The following is a 21,935-nucleotide window of genomic DNA, read 5'->3' as shown; positions in this document are numbered from 1 at the left end:
TCAGCGCGCGGCGCGCTGCATCGTCGCCCAAGTCTTCTTGTGCGCGAAGCCGAGCCGGTCGTAGAGGCGCGTCGCGCCGGTGGGGCTGTCGGAGTCGACGTCGAGTTCGATGACGTCGTACTCGCCGGTCTCGGCGGCCAGCGCCATCGTGCGTGCCAGCGCGGCAGCAGCCAGGCCCCGACCCCGGGCGTCCGGCACGGTGCCGACGAGGTTCACGTAGAGCTCGCGGGGGACCCACTGCGCGGCCAGCACGTACGCGAGGACGCGGGTCGGATCGGCCGGGTCGACGGCCACCGTCGAGACGTCCATCCGGTTCGAACGCGCCGTCCACGTGTCGCGCCACCGCTCGGGGCTGGCGGGCGCCGATCCCCAGTGGTCGGCGAACGCCGCGTTGTGCGCGAGGCGGGTCGCCTCCTCGTGCTCGGGCCCGGGCGACAGCAGCGGGGCGTCGGAGTCCACCCGCGGGATGTCGCCCGACAGGGGGCGACCCAGCAGGTTGAAGTACCGCACCACCTCATAGCCCCGGTGCAGGAACAGGGCGCGGGCCAACGCCCCCTCGAGTCCGCCGGGGCCGCGCCAGATCGCCGGCTGCCCTGGGTGCCGCTCGCCGGCCAGTTCCGTCGCGCGCGCCTCCATGCGGTCCATGAGCGCGCGTCCGATGCCGCGTCCGCGGTGCTCCGGGTGGACGCCCCCGTCCAAGTTGCAGCGCACTCGGCCCTCGTGGTCCAGCGTGAGACCGACCCGGAGCTGCCCGAAGGCCACCATCGTCGGTCCGTCCCAGACGGCCCAGGAGTCACGCTCGGGGTCGAAGCCGTGCTCGTCGAGTTCCTCCACGGAGTAGAACTCCTCGGTTCCGTCGACCTCGGCGAGCAGGTTCGTCAGCGCTGCCCACTGCTGCACCGTGTCAGGGGTGAGGTGGGTCCAGGTGAGGGTGTCGGGGATCACGGGCTCCATCGTGCTGCATTTTGTGTCAACGCAATACCCCGGTGATGACCAACTTCGTCCACACAAGATGCAGCACACCCACGGGAGCCGCGCGGCGAACGAGGCGGCGCGTCAGTGCGTGGCGATCAGGCGCTTCAGGGCATCCGCGTCGTTGGGCAGCGCCAGCACGCGGCGCGGGAGATCCTCGATGCCGGCGAACCGGTCCGGACGCGGTACGTCGTGGCCGAGCGCCTCGACGATCGTCGCGGAGAACTTCACCGGCAGCGCCGTCTCGAGCACGATGACCGGCTGGGTCAGCGACTCCCGCTCCAACAGCTCACGAGCCACCTTCAGCCCGTCCGCGGTGTGCGGGTCGACCACGTAGCCATGGCGTCCGGCCTCGGCGGCGATCGTCGCGACCCGGTCGGCGTGCGTGCTCGACCCGGCCACGAACCCGAACCGCTCCCGGAGGCCGGCGAACTCCGGCGTGTCGGTCAGGACGAACGACCCGGTGGTCGGCACCTCCTCCCCGAACAGGCGACGGGTCTGGTCGGCGTCCCGGCCCAGCAGGTCGAAGATGAACCGCTCGAAGTTGGACGCCTTGGAGATGTCCATGCTCGGCGAGGACGTCTCGTGCGTCTCAGCGGTCCCCCGCACGCGGTAGACACCGGTGTCGAAGAACTCCGCCAGCACATCGTTCTCGTTGGTGGCCAGCACGAGCGTGTCGATCGGGATCCCCATCTCGCGGGCGATGTGGCCGGCGCAGATGTTCCCGAAGTTGCCGGACGGGACCGCGAAGGTGACCCGCTGGTCGTCCGCCGTGGTCGCGTGCAGGTACAGCGCCACGTAGTACACGACCTGCGCGACGAGCCGGGCCCAGTTGATCGAGTTGACCGCGCCTATCGCGTGCTCGGCCTTGAAGGCCAGGTCGGCGTTGACCTCCTTGACGAGGTCCTGGCAGTCGTCGAACACGCCGTCGAGGGCGATGTTCACGATGGCCGGGTCGTCGATGCTGAACATCTGCGCCTGCTGGAACGGGCTCATCCGCCCGGCCGGGGTCAGCATGAACACGCGGACGCGGTCCTTGCCGAGCATCGCGTACTCGGCCGCCGAACCCGTGTCTCCCGAGGTGGCCCCGAGGATGGTGAGCGTCTGGTCGCGGCGCTCCAGCTCGTACTCGAACAGCTCCCCGAGCAGCTGCATCGCCATGTCCTTGAACGCGGCGGTCGGGCCGTTGCTCAGGTGTCCGAGCAGGACGCCGTCGCCCAGGTCGGTGAGCCCGACGATGCCGTCCGAGGAGAACTTCTCGGCCGTGTAGGCGCGCTCGCAGATGCCGCGGAGGTCATCGGCACCGATGTCGTCGATGTACAGCCCCAGCACGGCCGCGGCCAGGGCGGGGTACCCTTCGGCGCCCAACAGCTCCCGCCAGGACGCCAGCGTCGCGGCGTCCACCTGCGGGTAGGACTCGGGCAGGTACAGCCCTCCGTCGGGCGCGAGCCCCTCAAGGAGGATGTCGCAGAACGGCAGCGCCGTCCGGCCGGCGTCACGGGTGGAGACGTACTTCACGCGGGCCAGCGTATCCGTCGTCGCGGCGCAGCAGCCGTGGCGTCCGGACCCGGGCGGCACATCACGGGACCTCTCACGCCTCGGCCTCGTGCGCCTGCAGGAACGTGTAGACCTCCGTCTCATCGACGCCCGGGAACGCACCGGGGGGCAGGGCCGCCATCATGTGGGTGCGCGCGCGGGCGCTGGGCCAGACGTGCCCGCCCCACGCGGCCAGCAGGTCGGCGGGCGGACGCCGGCAGCAGGCCTCGTCAGGGCAGGTGGACTTCGCCCGGACCCGGGTGTCGCGGCCCCGGAACCACTTCGCGTTGACGAAGTCGGTGCCCAGCGACAGCGAGTAGCGGCCACCGGGGGCGCGCTCGACGCGGACGGTGTCCCAGTAGGTGCCGGCCGGGGTGTCGGTGTACTGGTGGAACGGCTCGTCGGGGACGCCCCGCTCGAACACCTGCCGCGACGCCCACTGGCGGCACACGGGCTGGCCCTCGATGGCGCCGGTGGGGTCCATGGGGAACAGCGTTCCGTCGTTCTCGTAGGCCTTGTAGACGGTGCCGGTGTCGTGCACCTTCGCGAAGTGCACCGGGATGCCCAGGTGCTTCGTGGCCAGGTTGGTGACCCGGTGGGCCGCCGTCTCCCACGAGACGTGGTAGGCCTCCTTGATCGTGTCCACAGCAAGGTCGCGCTCGGCGGCACCGGCCCGCAGCAGGTCGACCACGCCGGACTCAGGCAGCGTGATAGCGCCGGCCAGGTAGTTGGTCTCGACGCGCTGGGCGAGGAACTCGGCGTAGTCGGCGGGCGGCGTGTGCCCCAGCACATGGTGGCCGAGCGCCTGCAGCAGGACCGAGCGCTGGTCGTGGCCGACGGTGGACGCCTGGCGCGCAAGGTAGATCCGGCGGTTGCGCAGGTCGATGACCGAACGGGTCGAGTGCGGCAGGTCGTCGACGTGGCGGATGGTGAAGCCAAGGTGGCGGACCAGCGCGTTGACCTCCTTGGTGCCGGCCGGGCCGCCGTCGTGCCGGATCCCGGCCAGCAGCTCGGACGCCTTGGCCTCCAGTTCGCCGTAGTAGTTGCCCCGGTCGCGCATCTGGCCACGCAGCACCGTGTTGGCCCTCCGCGCCTCCTCCGGCGTGGCTACGTGCTGCTCCGACAGGCGCAGCACCTCGCGATGCAGCGCCACCATCGACTCGAGCACCTCGGTCGGGGTCCGCGGGCCCACCCGGATGGGCGGCAGCCCACGCGAGGTGGCCAGCGGCGAGCGCATGTACGCCTCCAGCTCGATCTCGAGCTGGGTGCGCCGGCTGGTGGGCCCGGCGAGCAGCTCCTCAAGGGAGACGCCGTAGTGGCGGGCCAGCGCCTGCACCGTCGCCAGCTTGGCCTCGCGCTTGCCGTTCTCGATCAGGGACAGCTGCGAGGGGGCCACGCCGACGGCGTCCGCCACCGCGGCGAGCGTGAGGTGGCGGGCCTTGCGCAGGGCGTTGAGGCGCCGCCCGAGGGTGAAGGCGTCTTCGCCCCGTTCGGGCTCCGGGAGGGCCTGACGACGCTGCCAAGAGGACGAGGTCACGAAATTCACTCTAGTGAAGTTCTTCAGAAATTGACACGACGAACCCCTTCTCGGGTGTATCTCGACGTCGAGAGGATGAACGCATCGAGGCACGGACATCCCGTACCCGAGACTCGTTGCAATGGAGGAACGACATGGCTGAGATCACCGCCGAGACACTCGCGCAGGACTGGCAGGACAACCCCCGCTGGGCGACCGTCCGTCGCGACTACACGCCCGCCGACGTGATGAGCCTGCGCGGCAAGGTTCAGGAGGAGTTCACCCTCGCCAAGCGCGGTGCGGAAATCCTGTGGGGCGAGATCACCCAGGGCGACGGCCACTACATCAACGCCCTGGGCGCCCTCACCGGCAACATGGCCGTCCAGCAGGTCAAAGCCGGGCTGCGCGCCATCTACCTGTCCGGCTGGCAGGTCGCCGGTGACGCCAACCTGTCGGGCCAGACCTACCCCGACCAGAGCCTCTACCCGGCCAACTCGGTGCCCGCCGTGGTGCGCCGCATCAACAACGCGCTCATGCGAGCCGACCAGATCGAGCACCTTGAAGGCATCTCGACGGTCGACAACTGGCTCGTCCCGATCGTGGCGGACGCCGAGGCCGGCTTCGGCGGCCCGCTCAACGCCTACGAGCTCATGAAGGGCATGATCGCCGCAGGCGCCGCGGGCGTGCACTGGGAGGACCAGCTCGCCTCGGAGAAGAAGTGCGGCCACCTCGGCGGCAAGGTGCTCATCCCCACCAAGCAGCATGAGCGCACCCTGAACGCCGCCCGCCTCGCGGCCGACGTGTCCGGCGTCCCGTCGGTCATCATCGCCCGCACGGACGCCGAGGCCGCGACCCTCATCACGTCCGACGTGGACGAGCGCGATCGCGAGTTCCTCACCGGCGAGCGCACCTCCGAGGGCTTCTACAAGGTGAAGAACGGCATCGAGCCGTCGATCGCCCGCGCGAAGGCCTACGCCGAGTACGCCGACATGATCTGGATGGAGACGGGCACGCCCGACCTCGAGTACGCCCGCCAGTTCGCCGAGGCCGTCAAGGCCGAGCACCCCGACCAGCTGCTCGCCTACAACTGCTCGCCGTCGTTCAACTGGAAGAAGCACCTCGACGACGCGACGATCGCCAAGTTCCAGCGCGAGCTGGGCGCCATGGGCTACGCCTTCCAGTTCATCACGCTGGCCGGCTTCCACGCGCTCAACTACTCGATGTTCGACCTGGCTCACGGCTACGCCCGCGAGGGCATGACCGCCTACGTGAAGCTGCAGGAGGAGGAGTTCGCCTCGGAGTCCCGCGGCTACACCGCCACCAAGCACCAGCGCGAGGTCGGCACCGGCTACTTCGACGCGGTCGCCACGATCGTCAACCCGGAGAGCTCCACCACTGCGCTCGCCGGCTCGACCGAGTCCGCGCAGTTCCACTGACAGACGCTCCCACCAACTGGAGGATTCCATGACGGACACCACCAACCCCCGTTTCTCACAGCAAGCGCCCAGCACGGCCCCGGGCGAGGACCTGATCCTCACCCCCAAGGCCATCGACTTCATCGTCACGCTCAACGACCTCGCAACCGAGCGTCGCGACGAGCTGCTGGCCGCCCGCCGGGAGCGCCGCGCAGCGATCTCCCGCGGTGAGGACCCGACCTTCCTGCCGGAGACGGCCCACATCCGGGCCGACGACACCTGGCGCGGTGCACCCCTCGCGCCGGGCCTGGAGGACCGTCGGGTCGAGATCACCGGCCCGACCGAGCGCAAGATGACCATCAACGCGCTCAACTCCGGCGCCGCGACCTGGCTCGCCGACCTCGAGGACGCCAACCAGCCGGCCTGGGAGAACGTGATCGGGGGCCAGCTCAACCTGTACGAGGCGATCCGCGGCACGATCTCCTTCACCTCCCCCGAGGGCAAGGAGTACAAGGTCACGGCGGAGAAGACCCCGACGATCATCGTCCGCCCCCGCGGCTGGCACTACGACGAGAAGCACCTCTTCGTGGACGGCAAGCCGATGGTGGCCGGCGTCGTCGACTTCGGGTTGTACTTCTTCCACAACGCTCGCGCCCTGCTGCGTCGCGGCGTGGGGCCGTACTTCTACCTGCCGAAGACCGAGAGCCACCTGGAGGCACGTCTCTGGAACGACATCTTCGTCCGCGCCCAGGACCTCCTGGGCATCCCGCGCGGCACCATCCGCGCGACGGTGCTCATCGAGACCATCACGGCCGCGTTCGAGATGGAGGAGATCCTCTACGAGCTGCGCACGCACAGCTCCGGCCTCAACGCCGGCCGCTGGGACTACCTGTTCAGCATCATCAAGAACTACCGCGACCGGGGGCCGGAGTTCGTCCTCCCCGACCGGGCGCAGGTCACGATGGCGGTGCCGTTCATGCGGTCCTACGCCCTGCAGCTCGTCCGCGCCTGCCACCGCCGTGGAGTCAGCGCGATGGGCGGCATGGCGGCGTTCATCCCGAACCGGCGCAAGCCGGAGGTCACGGAGAACGCGCTGGCCAAGGTGCGCGAGGACAAGACGCGCGAGGCCGGCGACGGCTTCGACGGATCCTGGGTGGCGCACCCGGACCTCGTCCCGCTCTGCCGTGAGGTGTTCGACGCGGCGCTGGGCGACCGGCCGAACCAGATCGACCGCCTCCGCGAGGACGTCGTGCCCGACGACAAGGCCCTGATCTCGCTGGAGATCCCGGGTTCGACCGTCACGGATGCCGGCGTCCGCACCAACATCGACGTGGGCATCCGCTACATCGAGGCCTGGTTGCGGGGCAACGGCGCGGTGGCCATCCACGACCTGATGGAGGACGCCGCGACGGCGGAGATCTCGCGCTCGCAGATCTGGCAGTGGCGCAACGCCTGCGTCACGACGGTCGAGGGCAACGAGGTCACCACGGAGTGGCTGGGCGAAGTGTTCGACGAGGTCTTCGGTTCCCTGGAGCGCTTCGACGGCGACCGGTACGACGACGCACGCGAGCTGTTCCAGCAGGTCGCGCTCGCCGACGAGTACCCGGACTTCCTCACCCTGCCGGCGTACGAGCGCTACGTCGCCTGAGCATCGAGCCGTCCACCCGGGGCCACCAACGGCCACGGGTGGGCGGCTTCGACTTGTCCGGCCACCTGCAGCAGCACCGCGTCGTGGCCGAGGCGTCCGGTCAGCATGACGCCGATGGGCAGTTCCACACCTTCGAGCCCGGCCCGCACGAGCGGGAGGCTGATCGACGGGCGTCCGGTGAGGTTCGCCACTGACGTCCAAGGCGTGTGGTCGATCTGGGCGGCGAAGTCGGCCGCCGGGTCGGAGTCGTTGCGGATCGCCCCGACGAAGGCCGGTGGTGAGGCCAGTGTCGGCGTCAGCACGGCGTCGAGGCCGGCCCACGCCTGGGCGACCTCCCATTCCAGCAACTGAATCGCCGCCAGCGCCCGCGCGTACGCCACCCCGCTCACCTGGCGTCCCCGCACGCGCAGCCAGGACGTCATGGGGGTGAGCTCGTCCTCCACTTCGGGCGGCAGCGGGATGGACGCCGCCCCGGTCGTCCAGACGGCGTCGAACGCCGCCCATCGCTCGGCAGCGAAAGCGCGCGGCGCCTCGACCATCTCGTGCCCCAGCTCGGCGAGCCAGCCGGCGACCGTGGCCACGGCGTCCGTGCAGGCAGGGTGGACCGCGGCGGTGTCGGAGATGACCGGCGTCGTGGACACGCCGATGCGCAGGCGTCCCGGCCCGGACGCCAGCGCGTCACCGAACCCGTTCCCCGGCGCCAGCACGTCCAGCCCGAGCGCGGTGTCGGCGACGGTGCGGGTAATGACCCCCTCGCTGACCAGGCCCGGCCCGGGGACGCCCGTGGGCAGCACCGACACCAGTCCGCGCGAGGCCTTGTGCCCCACCACCCCGCACGCCGAGGCGGGGATGCGGATCGACCCGCCGCCGTCGGAGGCGTGGGCGATCGCCACCACCCCGGACGCCACGGCCGCGGCCGCGCCGCCCGAGGAGCCGCCCGCGCCGCGGCGGGTGTCCCAGGGGGTGACGGCGGGCAGGCGCCCCGCCGGCTCGGTGTAGGCGGGGAAGCCGAACTCGGGCGCGGACGTCATGCCGATGGTGACGCTGCCGGCGTCGAACAGGCGCTGGGCGACGGCCGCGGTCCGGACCCCGACGTTGCCGACGAGCGCCGCGCTGCCGGCCTCGAAGGGCAGGCCTTCGACCTCGGTGAGCTCCTTGATCGGCAGGGGGACGCCGGCGAGCGGGCCCGGGTCCTCCCCGCGCGCCACCGCGGCGTCCACGGCGGACGCCTGCGCGAGCGCCCGCTCGGGAGTGAGGGCTGCGAAGGCGCCGAGGACGGGATCCACCCGGGCGGCCGCTTCGAGGGACGCGCGGGCCACCTCGACGGCGGACCACTCCCCCGCGCGCACGCGTCGCGCGATCTCGAGGGCGGACGCCAGCGGGTCGATGCTCATGGGGTCACGGTAGCGCGACCCCTCCCCTAGCTGGAGCGGGAGACCACCTGGTCGCAGAGGGCCGACAGCGCGTCGCGGGCCGGGCCCTCGGGCAGGCGGGAGAGGTAGCTGCGGGCCACCTCGGCCCGGCGGACGACCTCGGCGCGGGCCTGCTCCAGCACCGGGTGGGCGCGCAGCCTGGCCAGCGCCTCGGCGACCTCGGCCTCGTCCGTCAGCGGTCGGGAGGTGAGGTCGAGCAGGCGCGTGTCCTCGGGGCCGGCGCTGGCGCGCAGCATGAGGACGGGCAGCGTCGCCACGCCCTCGCGCAGGTCCGTGCCGGGGGTCTTGCCCGAGGTGTCGGAGGCGATGTCGATCAGGTCGTCGGACAGCTGGAACACCACCCCGATCTCCTCGCCGTACTGGGCGAGCGAGTCGAGCACCTCCTGGGGCGCCCCGCAGACCATGCCGCCGAACACCGTCGAGGCGGCGATCAGCGACCCGGTCTTGTCGCCCACCACGTCGAGGTAGTGGTCGAGCGGGTCAGCCTCGGCGTCCGGGCCGCGGGTCTCGGCGATCTGGCCCTGCACGAGACGCGCGAACGTCTCGGCCTGCAGGAGGACGTAGTCGGTGCCCATGGTGGCCACCGTGGAGGACGCCCGGGCGAACAGGAAGTCGCCGACCATGATGGCGACCGTGTTGTCCCAGCGGCTGTTGGCCGAGGGGACGCCGCGGCGCACCTCGGCCTCGTCCATGACGTCGTCGTGGTAGAGGCTCGCCACGTGGGTGAGCTCCATGACGACGGCGGCACGGTCGACCAGGGACGGGTCGGCCCCCGGGTAGAGCTGGGACGCCAGCACGACGAGCAGCGGCCGGAACCGCTTGCCGCCGGCCGACAGGAGGTGCTGCGCGGCGTCGGTGGTGAAGGCGGTCTGGGCGGCCGCGGTGGTCTTGAGTCGCGCCTCGACGGCATCGAGACGCTCGCGAACGAGCGCCTCGAAAGCCGGGTCAGCGGCGGGCTGAGCGAGGGAGGTCACCGAAGGAAGCCACCCGCGAACGTCGCCAACTGCATCACCTGGTCGGGGATGATGCCGAGCCACAGGGTGGCCACGGCGCCGATGACGACCGGGATCCACGTCCATCCGCTGGCGTTGCCGACGTAGGTGCCCTTGGCGGGCTCCCCGGCGAACATGACCACGATGAGGCGCAGGTAGAGGTAGACCGCCACGAGGCTGGCCAGCACGGCCACCACGACGAGCCAGCCGTAGCCGCCTCGCCACGCGGCGGTGAACACGGCCCACTTGCCGATGAACCCGGCGGTCAGCGGGATGCCGGCGAAGCTCAGCATGAACAGCGACATCAGGCCGGCCACCCACGGGCTCTTGCGCGCCAGGCCCGCCCAGCTCGCGATCGTGTTGTCCTCACCGGCAGCGTTGCGCACCAGCGTGACGAGGCCGAAGGCCCCGATGGTCGCGAAGCCGTAGGCGGCGAGGTAGAACATGATGGCGGACGCCGAGGTGCCCTGCCCGGCGGGGACGACCTGGGTGGCGCCGACGACGGCGGTCATCAGGAAGCCCGCGTGGGCGATCGACGAGTAGGCCAGCAGGCGCTTGACGTCGGTCTGGGTGAGGGCTCCGATGATGCCGACGACCATCGTGATGACGGCCAGCACCGCGAACAGGGGCTGCCAGTTCCAGCGCTCGCCGTCGAGAGCGACGTAGAACACGCGCAGCAGGGCGCCGACGGCTGCCAGCTTGGTGCAGATGGCCATGAACGCGGTGACCGGGGTCGGGGCGCCCATGTAGACGTCCGGCGTCCAGCTGTGGAACGGCACGACGCCGACCTTGAACAGCAGGCCGATCGCGAGGAAGCCCAGGCCGACGTAGAGCAGGCCGTTGCTGCTGCTGAACGCGTTGCCGGCGACGGCCTCGTGGATCGCATGCAGGTCGAACGAGCCGCTGAACACGTACAGCATGGCGACGCCGAAGAGGAAGAAGCCGGAGCTGAACGCGCCGAGCAGGAAGTACTTCAACGCGGCCTCCTGGCTCAGCAGGCGGCGGCGGCGCGCCATGCCCGAGAGCAGGTACAGCGGCAGCGAGAAGACCTCGAGGGCCACGAACATCACGATCAGGTCGGCGCTGGCCAGGAAGACCATCATGCCGCCGAGGGCGAACAGGCCGAGGGGGAAGACCTCGGTGTGCTCGCGTCGGGCGGCCGACGCGTCAGCCTCCTCGAGCGAGCCCGGCACGGAGGCGGCGGACGCGGCGAAGGCGCTCGCTCCCCCGTTGAGCTGGCGCTCGGAGAAGATCATGAAGGCGAGCGTGCCGAACACCAGCAGGGAGGCCCACATGAAGTACGTGGGCCCGTCCAGCATGATCGACCCCATGGCGAGGCGGCCCTGGCGCATGGCGCGCCAGTTCATCACCAGGAAGCCGAAGGACAGCGCGACGCTCGCGAAGACCAGCGTCATCTGTGCAAGGAAGCGGTAGGCCCGGGGCAACACCGCGTCCAGCAGGATGCCCAGGCAGGCAGCCGCGAACACGAGCAGGACCGGGGCCAGGGCGCGCCATTCGAGCGTGGGCGCCGCCATCTCCAGGGCCGGCAGGAGGATGGACGACATCACTTGGCTCCCTTCACGACCGGGGCCGGGTCGGTGGTGCCGACGTAGGCCAGGGTCGCCTGTGCGGTGGGCTCAACAAGCTGGACTGCGGGCTGCGGGACGAAACCGAGGAACAGCAGGACCCCGATGATCGGCACCATGATCGCCTTCTCCAGGCCGGTGAGGTCGCGACCCGTGAAGTGGGCCGCGGTGTGGTCGGTGACCGGGCCGGTCATCGTCCGCTGGTACATCCGCAGGATGTAGACGGCGGCCAGCACCACGCCGAGCAGCGAGACCGCGGTCACGATCGGGTAGCGGCTCCACGTGCCCGCGATGACCATGAACTCGCTGACGAACGGCGCCAGGCCCGGCAGCGACAGGGTCGCCAGGCCGGAGACCAGCAGGACGCCCGCGGCGACCGGGGCCACCTTCTGGACGCCCCCGTAGGCCTCGATGTCGTAGCTGCCGGTGCGCTTGGCGAGGTAGCCGACGACGAGGAACATGGCGGCGGTCGAGAAGCCGTGGTTCAGCATGTAGAAGATCGACCCGGTCATCGATGTGGTGGTGAACGCGTAGATGCCCAGCACCATGAAGCCGAAGTGGCTCACCGAGGTGTAGGAGACCAGGCGCATCAGGTTGCGGCTGCCGATGGCACCCAGCGCACCCCAGATGATCGAGACGACGGCGAACCACACCATGAACGGCGTGATCCACAGGGACGCCTCGGGAAACAGGCCGAGGCAGAACTTGATCATGCCGAAGGTGCCGATCTTGTCCAGCACGCCGACGAGGAGGGTCGCGGTGCCGGGGGTCGAGTTCTCGGCGGCGTCCGGCAGCCAGGTGTGCAACGGCACCATGGGCGCCTTCACGATGAAGGCGATCAGGAAGCCGAGCATCAACCAGCGGCCGAGGTCGCCGTCGAAGCGCACCGAGGCGAGGTCCTGCAGGAGGTAGGAAGGCGCCCCCTGCGAGGCACCGACGACGTACACGCCGACGACCGAGGCCAGCATGATGAGGCCGCCCGCGAGGCTGAACAGCAGGAACTTGACCGCTGCGTACCCGCGACGCGCGCCGCCGAAGCCGACGATCAGGAAGTACGTCGGGATCAGCGTCGCCTCGAAGAAGAGGTAGAACAGCAGGACGTCGTTCGCCATGAAGACGAACAGCGACAGGCCCTCGAGGATCAGCACGAGCGCGAAGAACGCCTGCGCGCCCCAGCGGTTGGCGGGGGGCTCCCACTCGGCCAGCAGGACGAGCGGGGTCAGGATCGCGGTCATGAGGACCATGGCAAGGCCCATGCCGTCGACGTCGAGCGCCCACCAGGCACCGAAGGCCCGGATCCACGGCACTTGCACGGCGAGGTCCGCGCCGGTGACGTGCAGGACGGTGACGCCCGCGGCGACGGCCAGCGTCGCGATCGAGAACACGAGGCCGAGCGTGCGCGCCGCACCCTTGCCCATCGGCAACAGGAGCAGCAAGCCGCCGACCAACGGCAGGAGGCCGAGGAAGGTCAACCAGGGGAATGTCATGTCAACTCCTCCCTCAACCCACCAGGTTGAGGATCAGAACGGCACCCACGAGCAGCACGCCGACCACCATGGTGAGGGCGTAGCTGCGGGCGTACCCGGTTTGCAGGCGGCGCAGCTGGGTGGACAGGCCCAGGAAGGCCCGGCCCAATCCGTCGACGGCCGTGTCGATGCCCTTGGCGTCGGTGGTGTCGACGGCGCTCGCCAGCGCAACGGCCGGGGTCACGAACAGGAAGTCGTTGACCTGGTCGCCGAACAGGACGTTGCGGCCCGCCAGCGTGACCGGGTTGTTGGTGGCCGGGGCCACGACCGGGATGGACGAGCGACCGAACACGAGCCACGCGGCCACGACGCCGAGGGCCACGACGGCCATCGTCATCCAGCCGACCGGGGTCGGGACCAGGCTGAGCTCGTGCGCGTGGATGCCCAGGGCCGGCTCGAGCCACGTCTGGATCCAGAAGTTCATCACGGCGCCGATGCCGACCGAGAACACGGCGAGGACGATGAGCGGGATCGTCATCACCTTCGGGGACTCGTGCGGGTGGACGCCCGGCAGCCAGCGCTCCTCGCCGAAGAACGTCATGAGCATCAGGCGCGTCATGTAGAACGCGGTGATGCCGGCACCGATGAGCGCGCAGATGCCGATGAACGTGTTGTCGGCGAAGGCGGCCTCGATGATGTGGTCCTTGGAGAAGTAGCCCGAGAAGAACGGGAAGCCGATGATCGCGAGGTAGCCCATTGCGAACGTCAGGAACGTCACCTTCATGGCCTTGCTCAGGCCGCCGTAGTGGCGCATGTTCACGTCGTCGTTCATGCCGTGCATGACCGAACCGGCGCCGAGGAACATGTTGGCCTTGAAGAAGCCGTGCGTGATGAGGTGGAAGATCGCGAACGCGTAGCCGGCCGGGCCGATGCCCGCGGCGAGCATCATGTAGCCGATCTGCGACATCGTCGAGCCCGCGAGGACCTTCTTGATGTCGTCCTGGCTCGTGCCGATCCAGGCGCCGGCGAGCAGCGTCACGGTGGCGACGATCACCACGGCGAGCTGGGCTATCGGGGCGGCCTCGAACAGGGCGTGGCTGCGCACGACCAGGTAGACGCCCGCGGTGACCATGGTCGCGGCGTGGATGAGCGCCGACACCGGGGTCGGGCCCTCCATGGCGTCCAGCAGCCAGGCCTGCAGCGGGACCTGCGCGGACTTGCCGCACGCGCCGAGCAGGAGGAACAGGCCGATCAGGGTCGCCCACATCGGCTCGGTGCCGGCGGCGCCCGCGTTCACCTCGGTGAACTTGGAGCTGCCGAACATGGCCAGCATGGTCGAGATCGCCATCAGCATGCCGAGGTCACCGACGCGGTTCATGACGAACGCCTTGGTGCCGGCGGCGGCCGCGGCGGGGCGGTGTTGCCAGAAGGAGATCAACAGGTACGAGGCGAGGCCCACGCCCTCCCAGCCGACGAACAGCACGAGGTAGTTGTCGGCCAGCACCAGCAGCAGCATCGCGGCGATGAACAGGTTCAGGTACGCGAAGAAGCGGCGGCGGCGCGGGTCGTGGCTCATGTAGCCGATCGAGTAGACGTGGATGAGGCCACCCACGCCGGTGATCAGCATCGCGAAGAGGATCGACAGCTGGTCAACCAGCAGGCCGACCTGGAAGTCCCACTGCCCCACGGTGAACCAGGTGTAGAGGTTCGCCGACACGGCGCGCTCGGTGGCCGGGGCCAGGAGTTGCTCGGCGAAGAGGCAGACGGCGATCGCGAACGACCAGAAGACCGCGGCGGTGGCCAGCAGGTGGCCCCAGGCGTCCGACAGCTTGCCGGCCACCAGGAGCAGGCCCGCCACGACCGCCGGGACGGCGATCATCGTCCACGCCCACGTGAACATCCCGGTCGCGGCGACCGGTTCGGCGATGGTTTCGAGAAGGATCACGTCGCCCACCTCAGAGCTTCAGCAGGTTGGCGTCGTCGACCGAGGTCGAGCGGCGCGTCTTGTAGATCGAGACGATGATGGCCAGGCCCACCACGACCTCGGCGGCGGCGACCACCATGACGAAGAACGCCGTGGTCTGCCCGTCGAGGGTTCCGGTGATGTGGGAGCCCGCCACGAACGCCAGGTTGCAGGCGTTCAGCATCAGCTCCACGCAGAGGAACGCGATGAGCGCGTTGCGGCGCAGCATCACGCCGAGGGCGCCGATGACGAACAGGATGGCGGCCAGGATGAGGTAGTTCTCCGGGTTCATCACGGTGATCAGTCCTCGTCCTCGTCGCGCACGGCCTCGATGGCCGCGAAGGTGCTGCCGGTGACCTGCGTCAGCGGGGCGGGGTCGATCGTGGCGCCGCGCAGGGCGAGCGTCTGGCTGATCGACTTCTCCGACACCGTGCCGTCCGGCAGCAGGGCACCGACGCCGATGGCGTTGCTGCCCGCGTACACGCCGGAGTTCGGCAGGGAACCGGGGTGCTCGCCCTTGGTCTTGTAGGCGTACATGCGGTCGGCCGCGAGCTCGGGCTGGCCCTTGCGCTCGCGGACGCGCTCGTTGTGCGCCAGCAGCATCGCGCCGACGGCGGCGACGATCAGCAGGGCCGCGGACAGCTCGAACACGAAGACGTAGCGGCCGAACATCAGGTTCGCCAGGCCCTCGACGTTGCCGCCGAACTGCTCGTTCGCCGCGGTGACCGTCGCAGGCTCGTTGTAGAGCGAGCCGCCGATCGCGAAGAAGAGGAAGGCCAGGATGCCGATGCCACCGAGGATCGCCATCACGCGCTGGCCCTTGAGGCTCTCCACCGTGGAGTCGGGGGTGATGATGCCGACCATCATGAGGACGAACAGGAACATCATCAGCACCGCGCCGGTGTAGACGATGATCTGCACCATCGCCAGGAAGGGCGCATCGAGCGAGGCGTAGAGGGCTGCGAGGCCGACCATCGTGACCGCCACCGACAGCGCGGCGTACACGGCCCGCTTGCTCAGCACGAGACCGAGGGCACCCAGGATGGTGAGCGGGGCCACCACCCAGAACGTCACCTCCGCCCCGGTGACGAGGGGAAGGAGCAGGGTGTTCACGAGGCGACCTCCTCGGTCTCGGCGGGACCGGTGCGGGTGTCCGGGACGCCGGTGGGCGGCAGGCCGAGGAAGTAGTCCTTCTCGTCGTTGCCCAGGCGCCGCGGGTGGGGCGGCTCCTCCATGCCCGGCAGCAGCGGGGCCAGCAGGCGGTCCTTGGTGTAGATCATCTTCTCGCGGGACGTGTCGGCGAGCTTGAAGTCGTTGGTCATGGTCAGGGCGCGCGTGGGGCACGCCTCGATGCACATGCCGCAGAGGATGCACCGCAGGTAGTTGATCTGGTACACCGAGCCGTACCGCTCGCCCGGCGAGTAGCGGGCCTCCTCCGTGTTGGAGGCGCCCTCCACGTAGATCGCGTCGGCCGGGCACGCCCAGGCGCACAACTCACAGCCCACGCACTTCTCCAGCCCGTCCGGCCAGCGGTTCAGCTGGTGGCGGCCGTGGAAGCGCGGAGCCGTGATCTTCTCCTGCCCCTTCTCGGGGTAGCCCTGCGTGAAGGTCCTCCGGAACATCGTCCGGAAGGTGACGCCGAAGCCGGCCCAGGGATCCAAGAGTCCCATGGTTACGCGTCCTTCCTGTGGTCGTCGGACGCCGCGGCTGCGGCATGGTCGGTGTCGATGCTGGAGCCGGCGACCACGTCGGCGAGCTCCGGCAGGGTCTGCCCGGGCATCGGCGGGACGGGGTAACCGCCGGCGAAGGCGTCGAACGGCCCGTCGTCGACGACCGGTTCGTCCTTCACCTCCTCGCCGCCGAGGAAGGTCACCGCGATCAGGCCGAGGACGACCACGCCGATGAGGATCCACAGGAGCGGGCCCTGCAGCAGGCCGTGGTTGGTCAGGGCGCGCAGGAGGGCGATGACCATGACCCAGCCGAGCGAGATCGGGATGAGCCACTTCCAGCCCAGGCCCATGAACTGGTCGTACCGGAAGCGCGGCAGCGAGGCGCGCACCCAGACGAAGAAGAAGATGAACAGCTGGACCTTGATGACGAACCAGAGCAGGCCCCAGTACCCGGTGTCGGGGAAGATGAAGCCCAGCGGCCAGATGGCCTTGTAGCCACCGAGGAACAGCGTCGTGACGATCGCCGACAGCGTCGTCATGTTGATGTACTCGGTGAGGTAGAAGATCGCGTAGCGGAAGCCGGTGTACTCCGTGATGTGGCCCGAGACCAGCTCGGACTCGCACTCGGGCAGGTCGAACGGCACGCGGTTGGACTCGCCCAGCATCGAGATCACGTAGATCACGAAGGACGGCAGCAGGAGCAGCCAGTACCACTGCTGCAGGCCGAGTGGGTTGGCGCCGAACAGCGGCAGGCCTTGGGCCTCGACGATCTGGCCGGTCGACATGGAGCCGGCGTAGAGGAAGACCGCCACGTAGGACAGGCCCATCGAGATCTCGTAGCTGATCATCTGCGCGCTGGAGCGCATCGAGCCGAGCAGCGAGTAGGGCGACTGCGACGAGTAGCCGGCCAGCACGAAGCCGTAGACGGCGGTGGAGGCCGCGGCGAGCAGCACGAGCGCCGAGACCGGCAGGTCGGCGACCTGCAGGCGGGTCTCCACCCCGAACATGTTCACCTGGCCACCCAGCGGGATCACCGACCAGGCGGTGAAGGCCGAGACGCCGGCGATGAGCGGGGCCAGGGTGTAGAGCACCTTGTCCACCATGCCGGGGGCGAAGTCCTCCTTGAGGAGGAACTTCAGGCCGTCACCGAGGGTCTGGCCCAGGCCGAACGGGCCGTTCATGATCGGGCCCTTGCGCTGCTGCATCTTGCCCAGCACGCGGCGCTCGAACCACACGTTGATGATCTGCCAGGTCAGCACCAACAGCACGATGCCGATGGCCTTGATCGCAACGATCCACCACGGATCGTTCATGACGAAGGGTTCAGGGGTCATGCCGCACCTCCGGTGACAGTGACATACTCGCCCGCGGTGACGCGGAGCTCGCCGAGCCCCTCACCACCCCGGTTGCCGGGGACCCAGACGACCCCGTCGACCATGGAATCCTCGACGAACAGCGTGAGCTCGGCCGAACCGCCGGCGCTCGCGACGGTCACGGTGTCGCCCTCGGTCAGGCCGAGGCCGGACGCCGTGGCCGGGCTCACCCGGGCGACGACCGGCTTCGCGGTGGCCAGCAGGGCCGGGGCGCCGTCGTTGCCTGCGGAGCCGTCGATCAGCTGACGCCAGGAGGCGAGCAGCAGGCCCTCGCCGCGCGGGGCCATCGGGATGTCCTCGCTCGGCGCGCCGGATCGGCCACCCTCCCAGACGCCGACCCCGTCGAGCTCGGCCTTGGCGCTCTTGGCCGTGCGGATGCCCAGGTCGGAACCCAGGGCGTCCGCCAGCATCGCGAGCACGCGGAGGTCGGTCATCGGGCTGGGGGTCTGCCTGTTGACGCGGTTCACGCGCCCCTCGCGGTGCTCCCAGTTGAGGAAGGTGCCGGCCTGGTCCTCGATCAGGTCGACCGGGAGCACCACGTCGGCGCGCTCGGTCACCTCGCTGATGCGGGTCTCGAGGCTGAGCAGGAAGCCCACCTTCTCGAACGCCTCGCGGGCGAGCACCGCATCGGGCAGGTCGGTCGGCTGGACGCCGGCCACCACGAGGGCGGCCAGGTCACCGGTGGTCGCCGCGTGCAGCATCGCACCGGTGTCGAGCCCCGGCTGCGCGGGCAGCTTGGCGACGCCCCAGGCGGCCTGCATGTCGACGCGCGCGGTGGCGTCCGACACGGGACGGCCGCCGGGCAGCAGGTTCGGCAGGCAGCCGGCCTCGACGGCGCCGCGGTCTCCGGCGCGGCGCGGGACCCACGCGAGGCGGGCACCGGTGCGGGCGGCGAGGTTGGCGGCCGAGGTCAGGGTGCCCAGCGCGCCGGCGGCACGCTCACCGACGAGGATGATCGTGTCGGCGTCGGCCTCGAGCCTGGCGACGACCTCGGCCTCCGTGCCGGGCACGGTTCCGACGAGGTGGGCACCCAACTTGGCGGCACCGTTGGACAGGTACGGGGCCACCGTGACGACCTTGGTCTTGTTCTTGCGGACGGCCTTGCGGAGCCGCAGGAAGACGATCGGGCTCTCCTCCTCGGGCTCGAAGGAGACGCAGATGACCTGGGAGGCATTCTGCAGGTCGTCGTAGGTCACGCCGTCGCCGAGGTGCTTGCCGGCCACGGCGTGGGCGAGGAACTGGCCCTCCTCCACGGAGTGCTCGCGGGCCCGGAAGTCCACGTTGTTCGTCCCGAGCACGGCGCGGGCGAACTTGGCGTAACCGTAGGCGTTCTCGAGCGTGAGGCGTCCACCGGTCAGGACGCCGACGCTGCTGCCGGCGGCCTTGAGGCCCGCCACCGCGGCGTCGATGGCCTCGGGCCAGGACGCGGGGCGCAGGACGTCGCCGTCGCGGACCAGCGGGGTCGTGACCCGGTCGGCCTGGCGGCCGGAGCGGAAGGCGAAGCGACCGCGGTCGCAGTTCCACTCCTCGTTCACCTCGGGGGCGTTGCCGGCGAGGCGACGCTTGACCTGGAAGTGGCGGTGGTCGGAGCGCAGCTGGCAGCCGGCGGCGCAGATCTCACAGGTGACCGGCGTCGACACGAGGTCGAACGGACGGGCCTGGAAGCGGTAGTCGGCGCTGGTCAGCGCGCCCACCGGGCAGATCTGGACGACGTTGCCGGAGAAGTAGCTGTCGTACGGGTCGTCGGCGTAGATGCCGACCTGCTGCAGCGCACCGCGCTCGACCAGGGCGATGAACGGGTCACCGGAGATCTGCTCGGAGAAGCGGGTGCAGCGCGCACACAGCACACAGCGCTCACGGTCGAGCAGGATCTGGGCCGACACCGACACCGGCTTGGGGAAGGTGCGCTTCACGCCGTCGTAGCGGGACTCCGCGTAGCCGTGGCTCATCGCCTGGTTCTGCAGGGGGCACTCGCCCCCCTTGTCGCAGATCGGGCAGTCGAGAGGGTGGTTGATGAGCAGGAACTCGAGCATGCCCTTCTGCGCCTTGTCGGCGACGGGCGAACTGACCTGCGTGGTGATCTGCATGTTCGGCGCCACCTCGAGGGTGCAGGACGCCTGGGGCTTGGGCATGCCGCGCCCGTTGCCCATGTCCGGCACCTCGACCATGCACTGGCGGCAGGCGCCGACCGGGTCGAGCAGCGGGTGGTCGCAGAACCGCGGGATGTTGATGCCGATCATCTCGGCAGCGCGGATGGCCAGGGTGCCCTTGGGCACCTGCACCTCGGTGCCGTCGATGAAGACCGAGATCAGGTCCGACTTCTCGACGGCGCCGGCCTTGGCGTCGACGCTCATGCGTGGCCTCCTGCCTGCTTGGCCCCGAACAGGGCGCTCTTTCCGTAGGGGAACAGCTCCCACGCCGGCGTGTGGTAGCCGGCCTCGAACTCGGAACGGAACTCCTTGACCGCCGAGGTGACGCAGGCGACCGCGCCGTCGGCCAGCGCGCAGAAAGACCGTCCGCCGATGTTGTCGGCGACGTCGAGCATCTTCTCGATGTCGCCCTCCTGGGCCTGTCCCGCCTCGAACTTGCGCAGCATCTGCACCAGCCACCAGTTGCCCTCGCGGCAGGGGGTGCACTTGCCACACGACTCGTGCTTGTAGAACTCGACCCAGCGCAGCGTCGTGCGGACCACCGAGGTCGTCTCGTCGAAGATCTGCAGCGCGCGGGTGCCCAGCAGCGAGCCCGCGGCGGCGACCGAGTCGAAGTCGAGCGGCATGTCGAGGGAGTCCTTGGTGAGGATCTGCGTCGATGAGCCGCCCGGGGTGAAGAACTTGAGCTCGTGGCCGTCGCGCATACCGCCGGCCAGCTCGATCAGTTGGCGCAGCGTGATGCCCATCGGGGCCTCGAACTGGCCCGGGTTCGCGACGTGGCCCGAGAGGGAGAAGATGCCGTGGCCCTTGCTCTTCTCGGTGCCCATCGAGGCGAACCAGCTGGCGCCCTTGGCGATGATCCCGGGGACCGACGCGATCGACTCGACGTTGTTGACGACGGTTGGGCTGGCGTACAGGCCCGCGACGGCCGGGAACGGCGGGCGCAGGCGGGGCTGGCCACGGCGCCCCTCGAGCGAGTCGAGCAGCGCGGTCTCCTCGCCACAGATGTAGGCGCCGGCGCCGGCGTGGACGACGACCTCCAGGTCGTAGCCGGTGCCGAGGATGTTCTTGCCCAGGTAACCGGCCGAGTACGCCTCGCGCACGGCCTGCTGGAGGCGGCGGATGACGTGCAGGACCTCGCCGCGCACGTAGATGAACGCGAAGTTCGAGCGGATGGCGAACGAGCTGATCGCCACGCCCTCCACCAGGACGTGGGGGTTGGCCATCATGAGCGGGATGTCCTTGCAGGTGCCCGGCTCCGACTCGTCGGCGTTGACGACGAGGTACTTGGGGTTGGGGTTGTCCTGCGGGACGAAGCTCCACTTCATGCCGGTCGGGAAGCCGGCGCCGCCGCGTCCGCGAAGGCCGGAGTCCTTGACCTCCCCGATGATCGCGTCCGGTTCCATGGTCAGGGCCTTGCGCAGGCCCTGGTAGCCGCCGAGGCGCTCGTAGTTGGTCAGCTTCCAGGGGCGGTCGTCGGCCCAGTTGGCCGAGAGCACCGGGGTGAGCATGTCGGTCACTTCTGCTCCTCCTGTGTCGCCGGGGCAGGGGCGGAGTCGGGGGCCGCCCAGCCGCGCTCGCGCGCGATGTTCAGTCCCACGAGCGAGGCACCCGCAGCAGCGGGGCCCTCGTCGGCGCGACCGTCGGGGAAGCCGGCGAGGACGCGCTCGGCCTCCTTCCAGCTGGTCAGCGTGGCGCCGCGGGTCGAGGAGACCGGCTTGCCGGCGGCCAGGTCGTCGAGCAGCTGGTCGGCCTTCTCGGGGCTCATGTTGTCCATGAACTCCCAGTTGACCATCATGACCGGCGCGAAGTCGCAGGCCGCGTTGCACTCGATGCGCTCCAGGCTGAACGTGCCGTCCGCGGTCGTCTCGCCCTCGGCGATGCCGAGCTTGTCGGAGACGTGCTCGATCAGGGCGTCACCGCCCATGACCGCGCACAGGGCCGTGGTGCAGACACCGACGTGGTGCCGGCCGGCCGGACGCCGCTTGTACATCGTGTAGAAGGTCGCGACGCCGGTGACCTGGGCGGTGGTGATGCCCAGGACGTCCGCGCACGCCTCGATACCGCGCGGGGACACGCGTCCGTCCACCGACTGCACGAGGTGCAGCATCGGCAGCAGCGCCGAGCGGGCCTGCGGGTAGCGGCCCGCGAGCTCGCGCAGCTCGGCGATGGTCTGCTCGTCGATGTTGCTCGACTGGTCGGCCATGTCGACCGA

The 21,935-nt window shown here is 69.9% G+C and carries 17 protein-coding genes; 2 read left to right on the top strand and 15 right to left on the bottom strand.

Going from position 1 to position 21,935, the window contains the following annotated elements:
- The 3 genes from ET989_RS10075 to ET989_RS10065 all read right to left on the bottom strand — a co-directional run bounded on the left by ET989_RS10075 (position 1) and on the right by ET989_RS10065 (position 4,045).
- Positions 1-945 carry a GNAT family N-acetyltransferase gene (locus ET989_RS10075; protein ID WP_165490117.1) on the bottom strand — a complete coding sequence of 315 codons (945 nt, stop codon included), beginning with the start codon at positions 943-945 and terminating at the stop codon, positions 1-3.
- A gap of 111 nt (positions 946-1,056) precedes the next feature.
- Positions 1,057-2,490 carry a threonine synthase gene (gene thrC / locus ET989_RS10070; RefSeq protein ID WP_131168503.1) on the bottom strand — a complete coding sequence of 478 codons (1,434 nt, stop codon included), beginning with the start codon at positions 2,488-2,490 and terminating at the stop codon, positions 1,057-1,059.
- Positions 2,491-2,563: 73 nt separating this feature from the next.
- Positions 2,564-4,045, bottom strand: a complete 1,482-nt coding sequence (locus ET989_RS10065; protein WP_241656303.1) for a helix-turn-helix transcriptional regulator — start codon at positions 4,043-4,045, stop codon at positions 2,564-2,566.
- Between the two features lie 134 nt (positions 4,046-4,179).
- Between ET989_RS10065 and aceA the strand changes: the two genes are divergently transcribed.
- Both aceA and aceB read left to right on the top strand, forming a co-directional pair.
- On the top strand, positions 4,180-5,460 hold the full coding sequence (aceA, locus tag ET989_RS10060) for an isocitrate lyase (protein WP_131168499.1): 1,281 nt from the start codon (positions 4,180-4,182) through the stop codon (positions 5,458-5,460).
- A gap of 28 nt (positions 5,461-5,488) precedes the next feature.
- Positions 5,489-7,087 (top strand): malate synthase A, encoded by a 1,599-nt coding sequence (aceB, locus tag ET989_RS10055; protein ID WP_131168496.1) that lies wholly within the window; start codon positions 5,489-5,491, stop codon positions 7,085-7,087.
- Here the strand turns inward: aceB and ET989_RS10050 are convergent.
- From ET989_RS10050 to nuoE, 12 genes are read right to left on the bottom strand one after another with little or no spacing between them, the layout of a single operon-like run.
- Positions 7,075-8,481, bottom strand: a complete 1,407-nt coding sequence (locus tag ET989_RS10050; RefSeq protein WP_131168494.1) for an amidase — start codon at positions 8,479-8,481, stop codon at positions 7,075-7,077. The two genes, aceB and ET989_RS10050, sit on opposite strands and share 13 nt — an antisense overlap.
- Before the next feature lie 26 nt (positions 8,482-8,507).
- Positions 8,508-9,494 carry a polyprenyl synthetase family protein gene (locus tag ET989_RS10045; RefSeq protein WP_241656302.1) on the bottom strand — a complete coding sequence of 329 codons (987 nt, stop codon included), beginning with the start codon at positions 9,492-9,494 and terminating at the stop codon, positions 8,508-8,510.
- The gene (gene nuoN / locus ET989_RS10040; RefSeq protein WP_131168489.1) at positions 9,491-11,077 is read right to left on the bottom strand and encodes an NADH-quinone oxidoreductase subunit NuoN; all 1,587 of its coding nucleotides are present in this window, start codon (positions 11,075-11,077) and stop codon (positions 9,491-9,493) included. The genes ET989_RS10045 and nuoN overlap by 4 nt, the downstream gene beginning before the upstream one ends.
- The gene (locus ET989_RS10035; RefSeq protein ID WP_131168487.1) at positions 11,077-12,585 is read right to left on the bottom strand and encodes an NADH-quinone oxidoreductase subunit M; all 1,509 of its coding nucleotides are present in this window, start codon (positions 12,583-12,585) and stop codon (positions 11,077-11,079) included. The genes nuoN and ET989_RS10035 overlap by 1 nt, the downstream gene beginning before the upstream one ends.
- Before the next feature lie 13 nt (positions 12,586-12,598).
- Positions 12,599-14,464: an NADH-quinone oxidoreductase subunit L gene (gene nuoL, locus ET989_RS10030; RefSeq protein WP_131168625.1), complete on the bottom strand. Its 1,866-nt coding sequence runs from the start codon at positions 14,462-14,464 to the stop codon at positions 12,599-12,601.
- A gap of 55 nt (positions 14,465-14,519) precedes the next feature.
- The gene (nuoK, locus tag ET989_RS10025; RefSeq protein ID WP_131168623.1) at positions 14,520-14,819 is read right to left on the bottom strand and encodes an NADH-quinone oxidoreductase subunit NuoK; all 300 of its coding nucleotides are present in this window, start codon (positions 14,817-14,819) and stop codon (positions 14,520-14,522) included.
- A gap of 8 nt (positions 14,820-14,827) precedes the next feature.
- Positions 14,828-15,640 carry an NADH-quinone oxidoreductase subunit J gene (locus tag ET989_RS10020; protein ID WP_206662303.1) on the bottom strand — a complete coding sequence of 271 codons (813 nt, stop codon included), beginning with the start codon at positions 15,638-15,640 and terminating at the stop codon, positions 14,828-14,830.
- Positions 15,637-16,188 carry an NADH-quinone oxidoreductase subunit NuoI gene (gene nuoI / locus ET989_RS10015; RefSeq protein WP_131168619.1) on the bottom strand — a complete coding sequence of 184 codons (552 nt, stop codon included), beginning with the start codon at positions 16,186-16,188 and terminating at the stop codon, positions 15,637-15,639. Before nuoI ends, ET989_RS10020 begins: the two co-directional genes overlap by 4 nt.
- Positions 16,189-16,199: 11 nt before the next feature.
- Positions 16,200-17,531, bottom strand: a complete 1,332-nt coding sequence (gene nuoH, locus ET989_RS10010; protein WP_241656301.1) for an NADH-quinone oxidoreductase subunit NuoH — start codon at positions 17,529-17,531, stop codon at positions 16,200-16,202.
- Positions 17,528-19,924: an NADH-quinone oxidoreductase subunit G gene (locus tag ET989_RS10005; RefSeq protein WP_131168485.1), complete on the bottom strand. Its 2,397-nt coding sequence runs from the start codon at positions 19,922-19,924 to the stop codon at positions 17,528-17,530. The genes nuoH and ET989_RS10005 overlap by 4 nt, the downstream gene beginning before the upstream one ends.
- Positions 19,921-21,240 (bottom strand): NADH-quinone oxidoreductase subunit NuoF, encoded by a 1,320-nt coding sequence (nuoF, locus tag ET989_RS10000; RefSeq protein WP_131168483.1) that lies wholly within the window; start codon positions 21,238-21,240, stop codon positions 19,921-19,923. Before nuoF ends, ET989_RS10005 begins: the two co-directional genes overlap by 4 nt.
- The gene (gene nuoE, locus ET989_RS09995) at positions 21,237-21,926 is read right to left on the bottom strand and encodes an NADH-quinone oxidoreductase subunit NuoE (RefSeq protein WP_131168615.1); all 690 of its coding nucleotides are present in this window, start codon (positions 21,924-21,926) and stop codon (positions 21,237-21,239) included. The genes nuoF and nuoE overlap by 4 nt, the downstream gene beginning before the upstream one ends.
- Positions 21,927-21,935: the final 9 nt, after the last annotated feature.

It is taken from the genome of Propioniciclava sinopodophylli (genome assembly GCF_004324755.1).
Classification (GTDB): domain Bacteria; phylum Actinomycetota; class Actinomycetes; order Propionibacteriales; family Propionibacteriaceae; genus Propioniciclava; species Propioniciclava sinopodophylli.
Note: the sequence above shows the minus strand (reverse complement) of the source record. Positions and strands in the feature narration are given on the sequence as shown.

Coding starts and splice junctions, on each gene's coding strand:
- aceA (WP_131168499.1), top strand. CDS start 4,180: ATGGCTGAGATCACCGCCGAGACACTCGCGCAGGACTGGCAGGACAAC.
- aceB (WP_131168496.1), top strand. CDS start 5,489: ATGACGGACACCACCAACCCCCGTTTCTCACAGCAAGCGCCCAGCACG.
- ET989_RS10050 (WP_131168494.1), bottom strand. CDS start 8,481: ATGAGCATCGACCCGCTGGCGTCCGCCCTCGAGATCGCGCGACGCGTG.
- nuoN (WP_131168489.1), bottom strand. CDS start 11,077: ATGTCGTCCATCCTCCTGCCGGCCCTGGAGATGGCGGCGCCCACGCTC.
- ET989_RS10035 (WP_131168487.1), bottom strand. CDS start 12,585: ATGACATTCCCCTGGTTGACCTTCCTCGGCCTCCTGCCGTTGGTCGGC.
- nuoL (WP_131168625.1), bottom strand. CDS start 14,464: ATGTTCACGTGGGCGTGGACGATGATCGCCGTCCCGGCGGTCGTGGCG.
- nuoK (WP_131168623.1), bottom strand. CDS start 14,819: ATGAACCCGGAGAACTACCTCATCCTGGCCGCCATCCTGTTCGTCATC.
- nuoH (WP_241656301.1), bottom strand. CDS start 17,531: ATGACCCCTGAACCCTTCGTCATGAACGATCCGTGGTGGATCGTTGCG.
- ET989_RS10005 (WP_131168485.1), bottom strand. CDS start 19,924: ATGAGCGTCGACGCCAAGGCCGGCGCCGTCGAGAAGTCGGACCTGATC.
- nuoE (WP_131168615.1), bottom strand. CDS start 21,926: ATGGCCGACCAGTCGAGCAACATCGACGAGCAGACCATCGCCGAGCTG.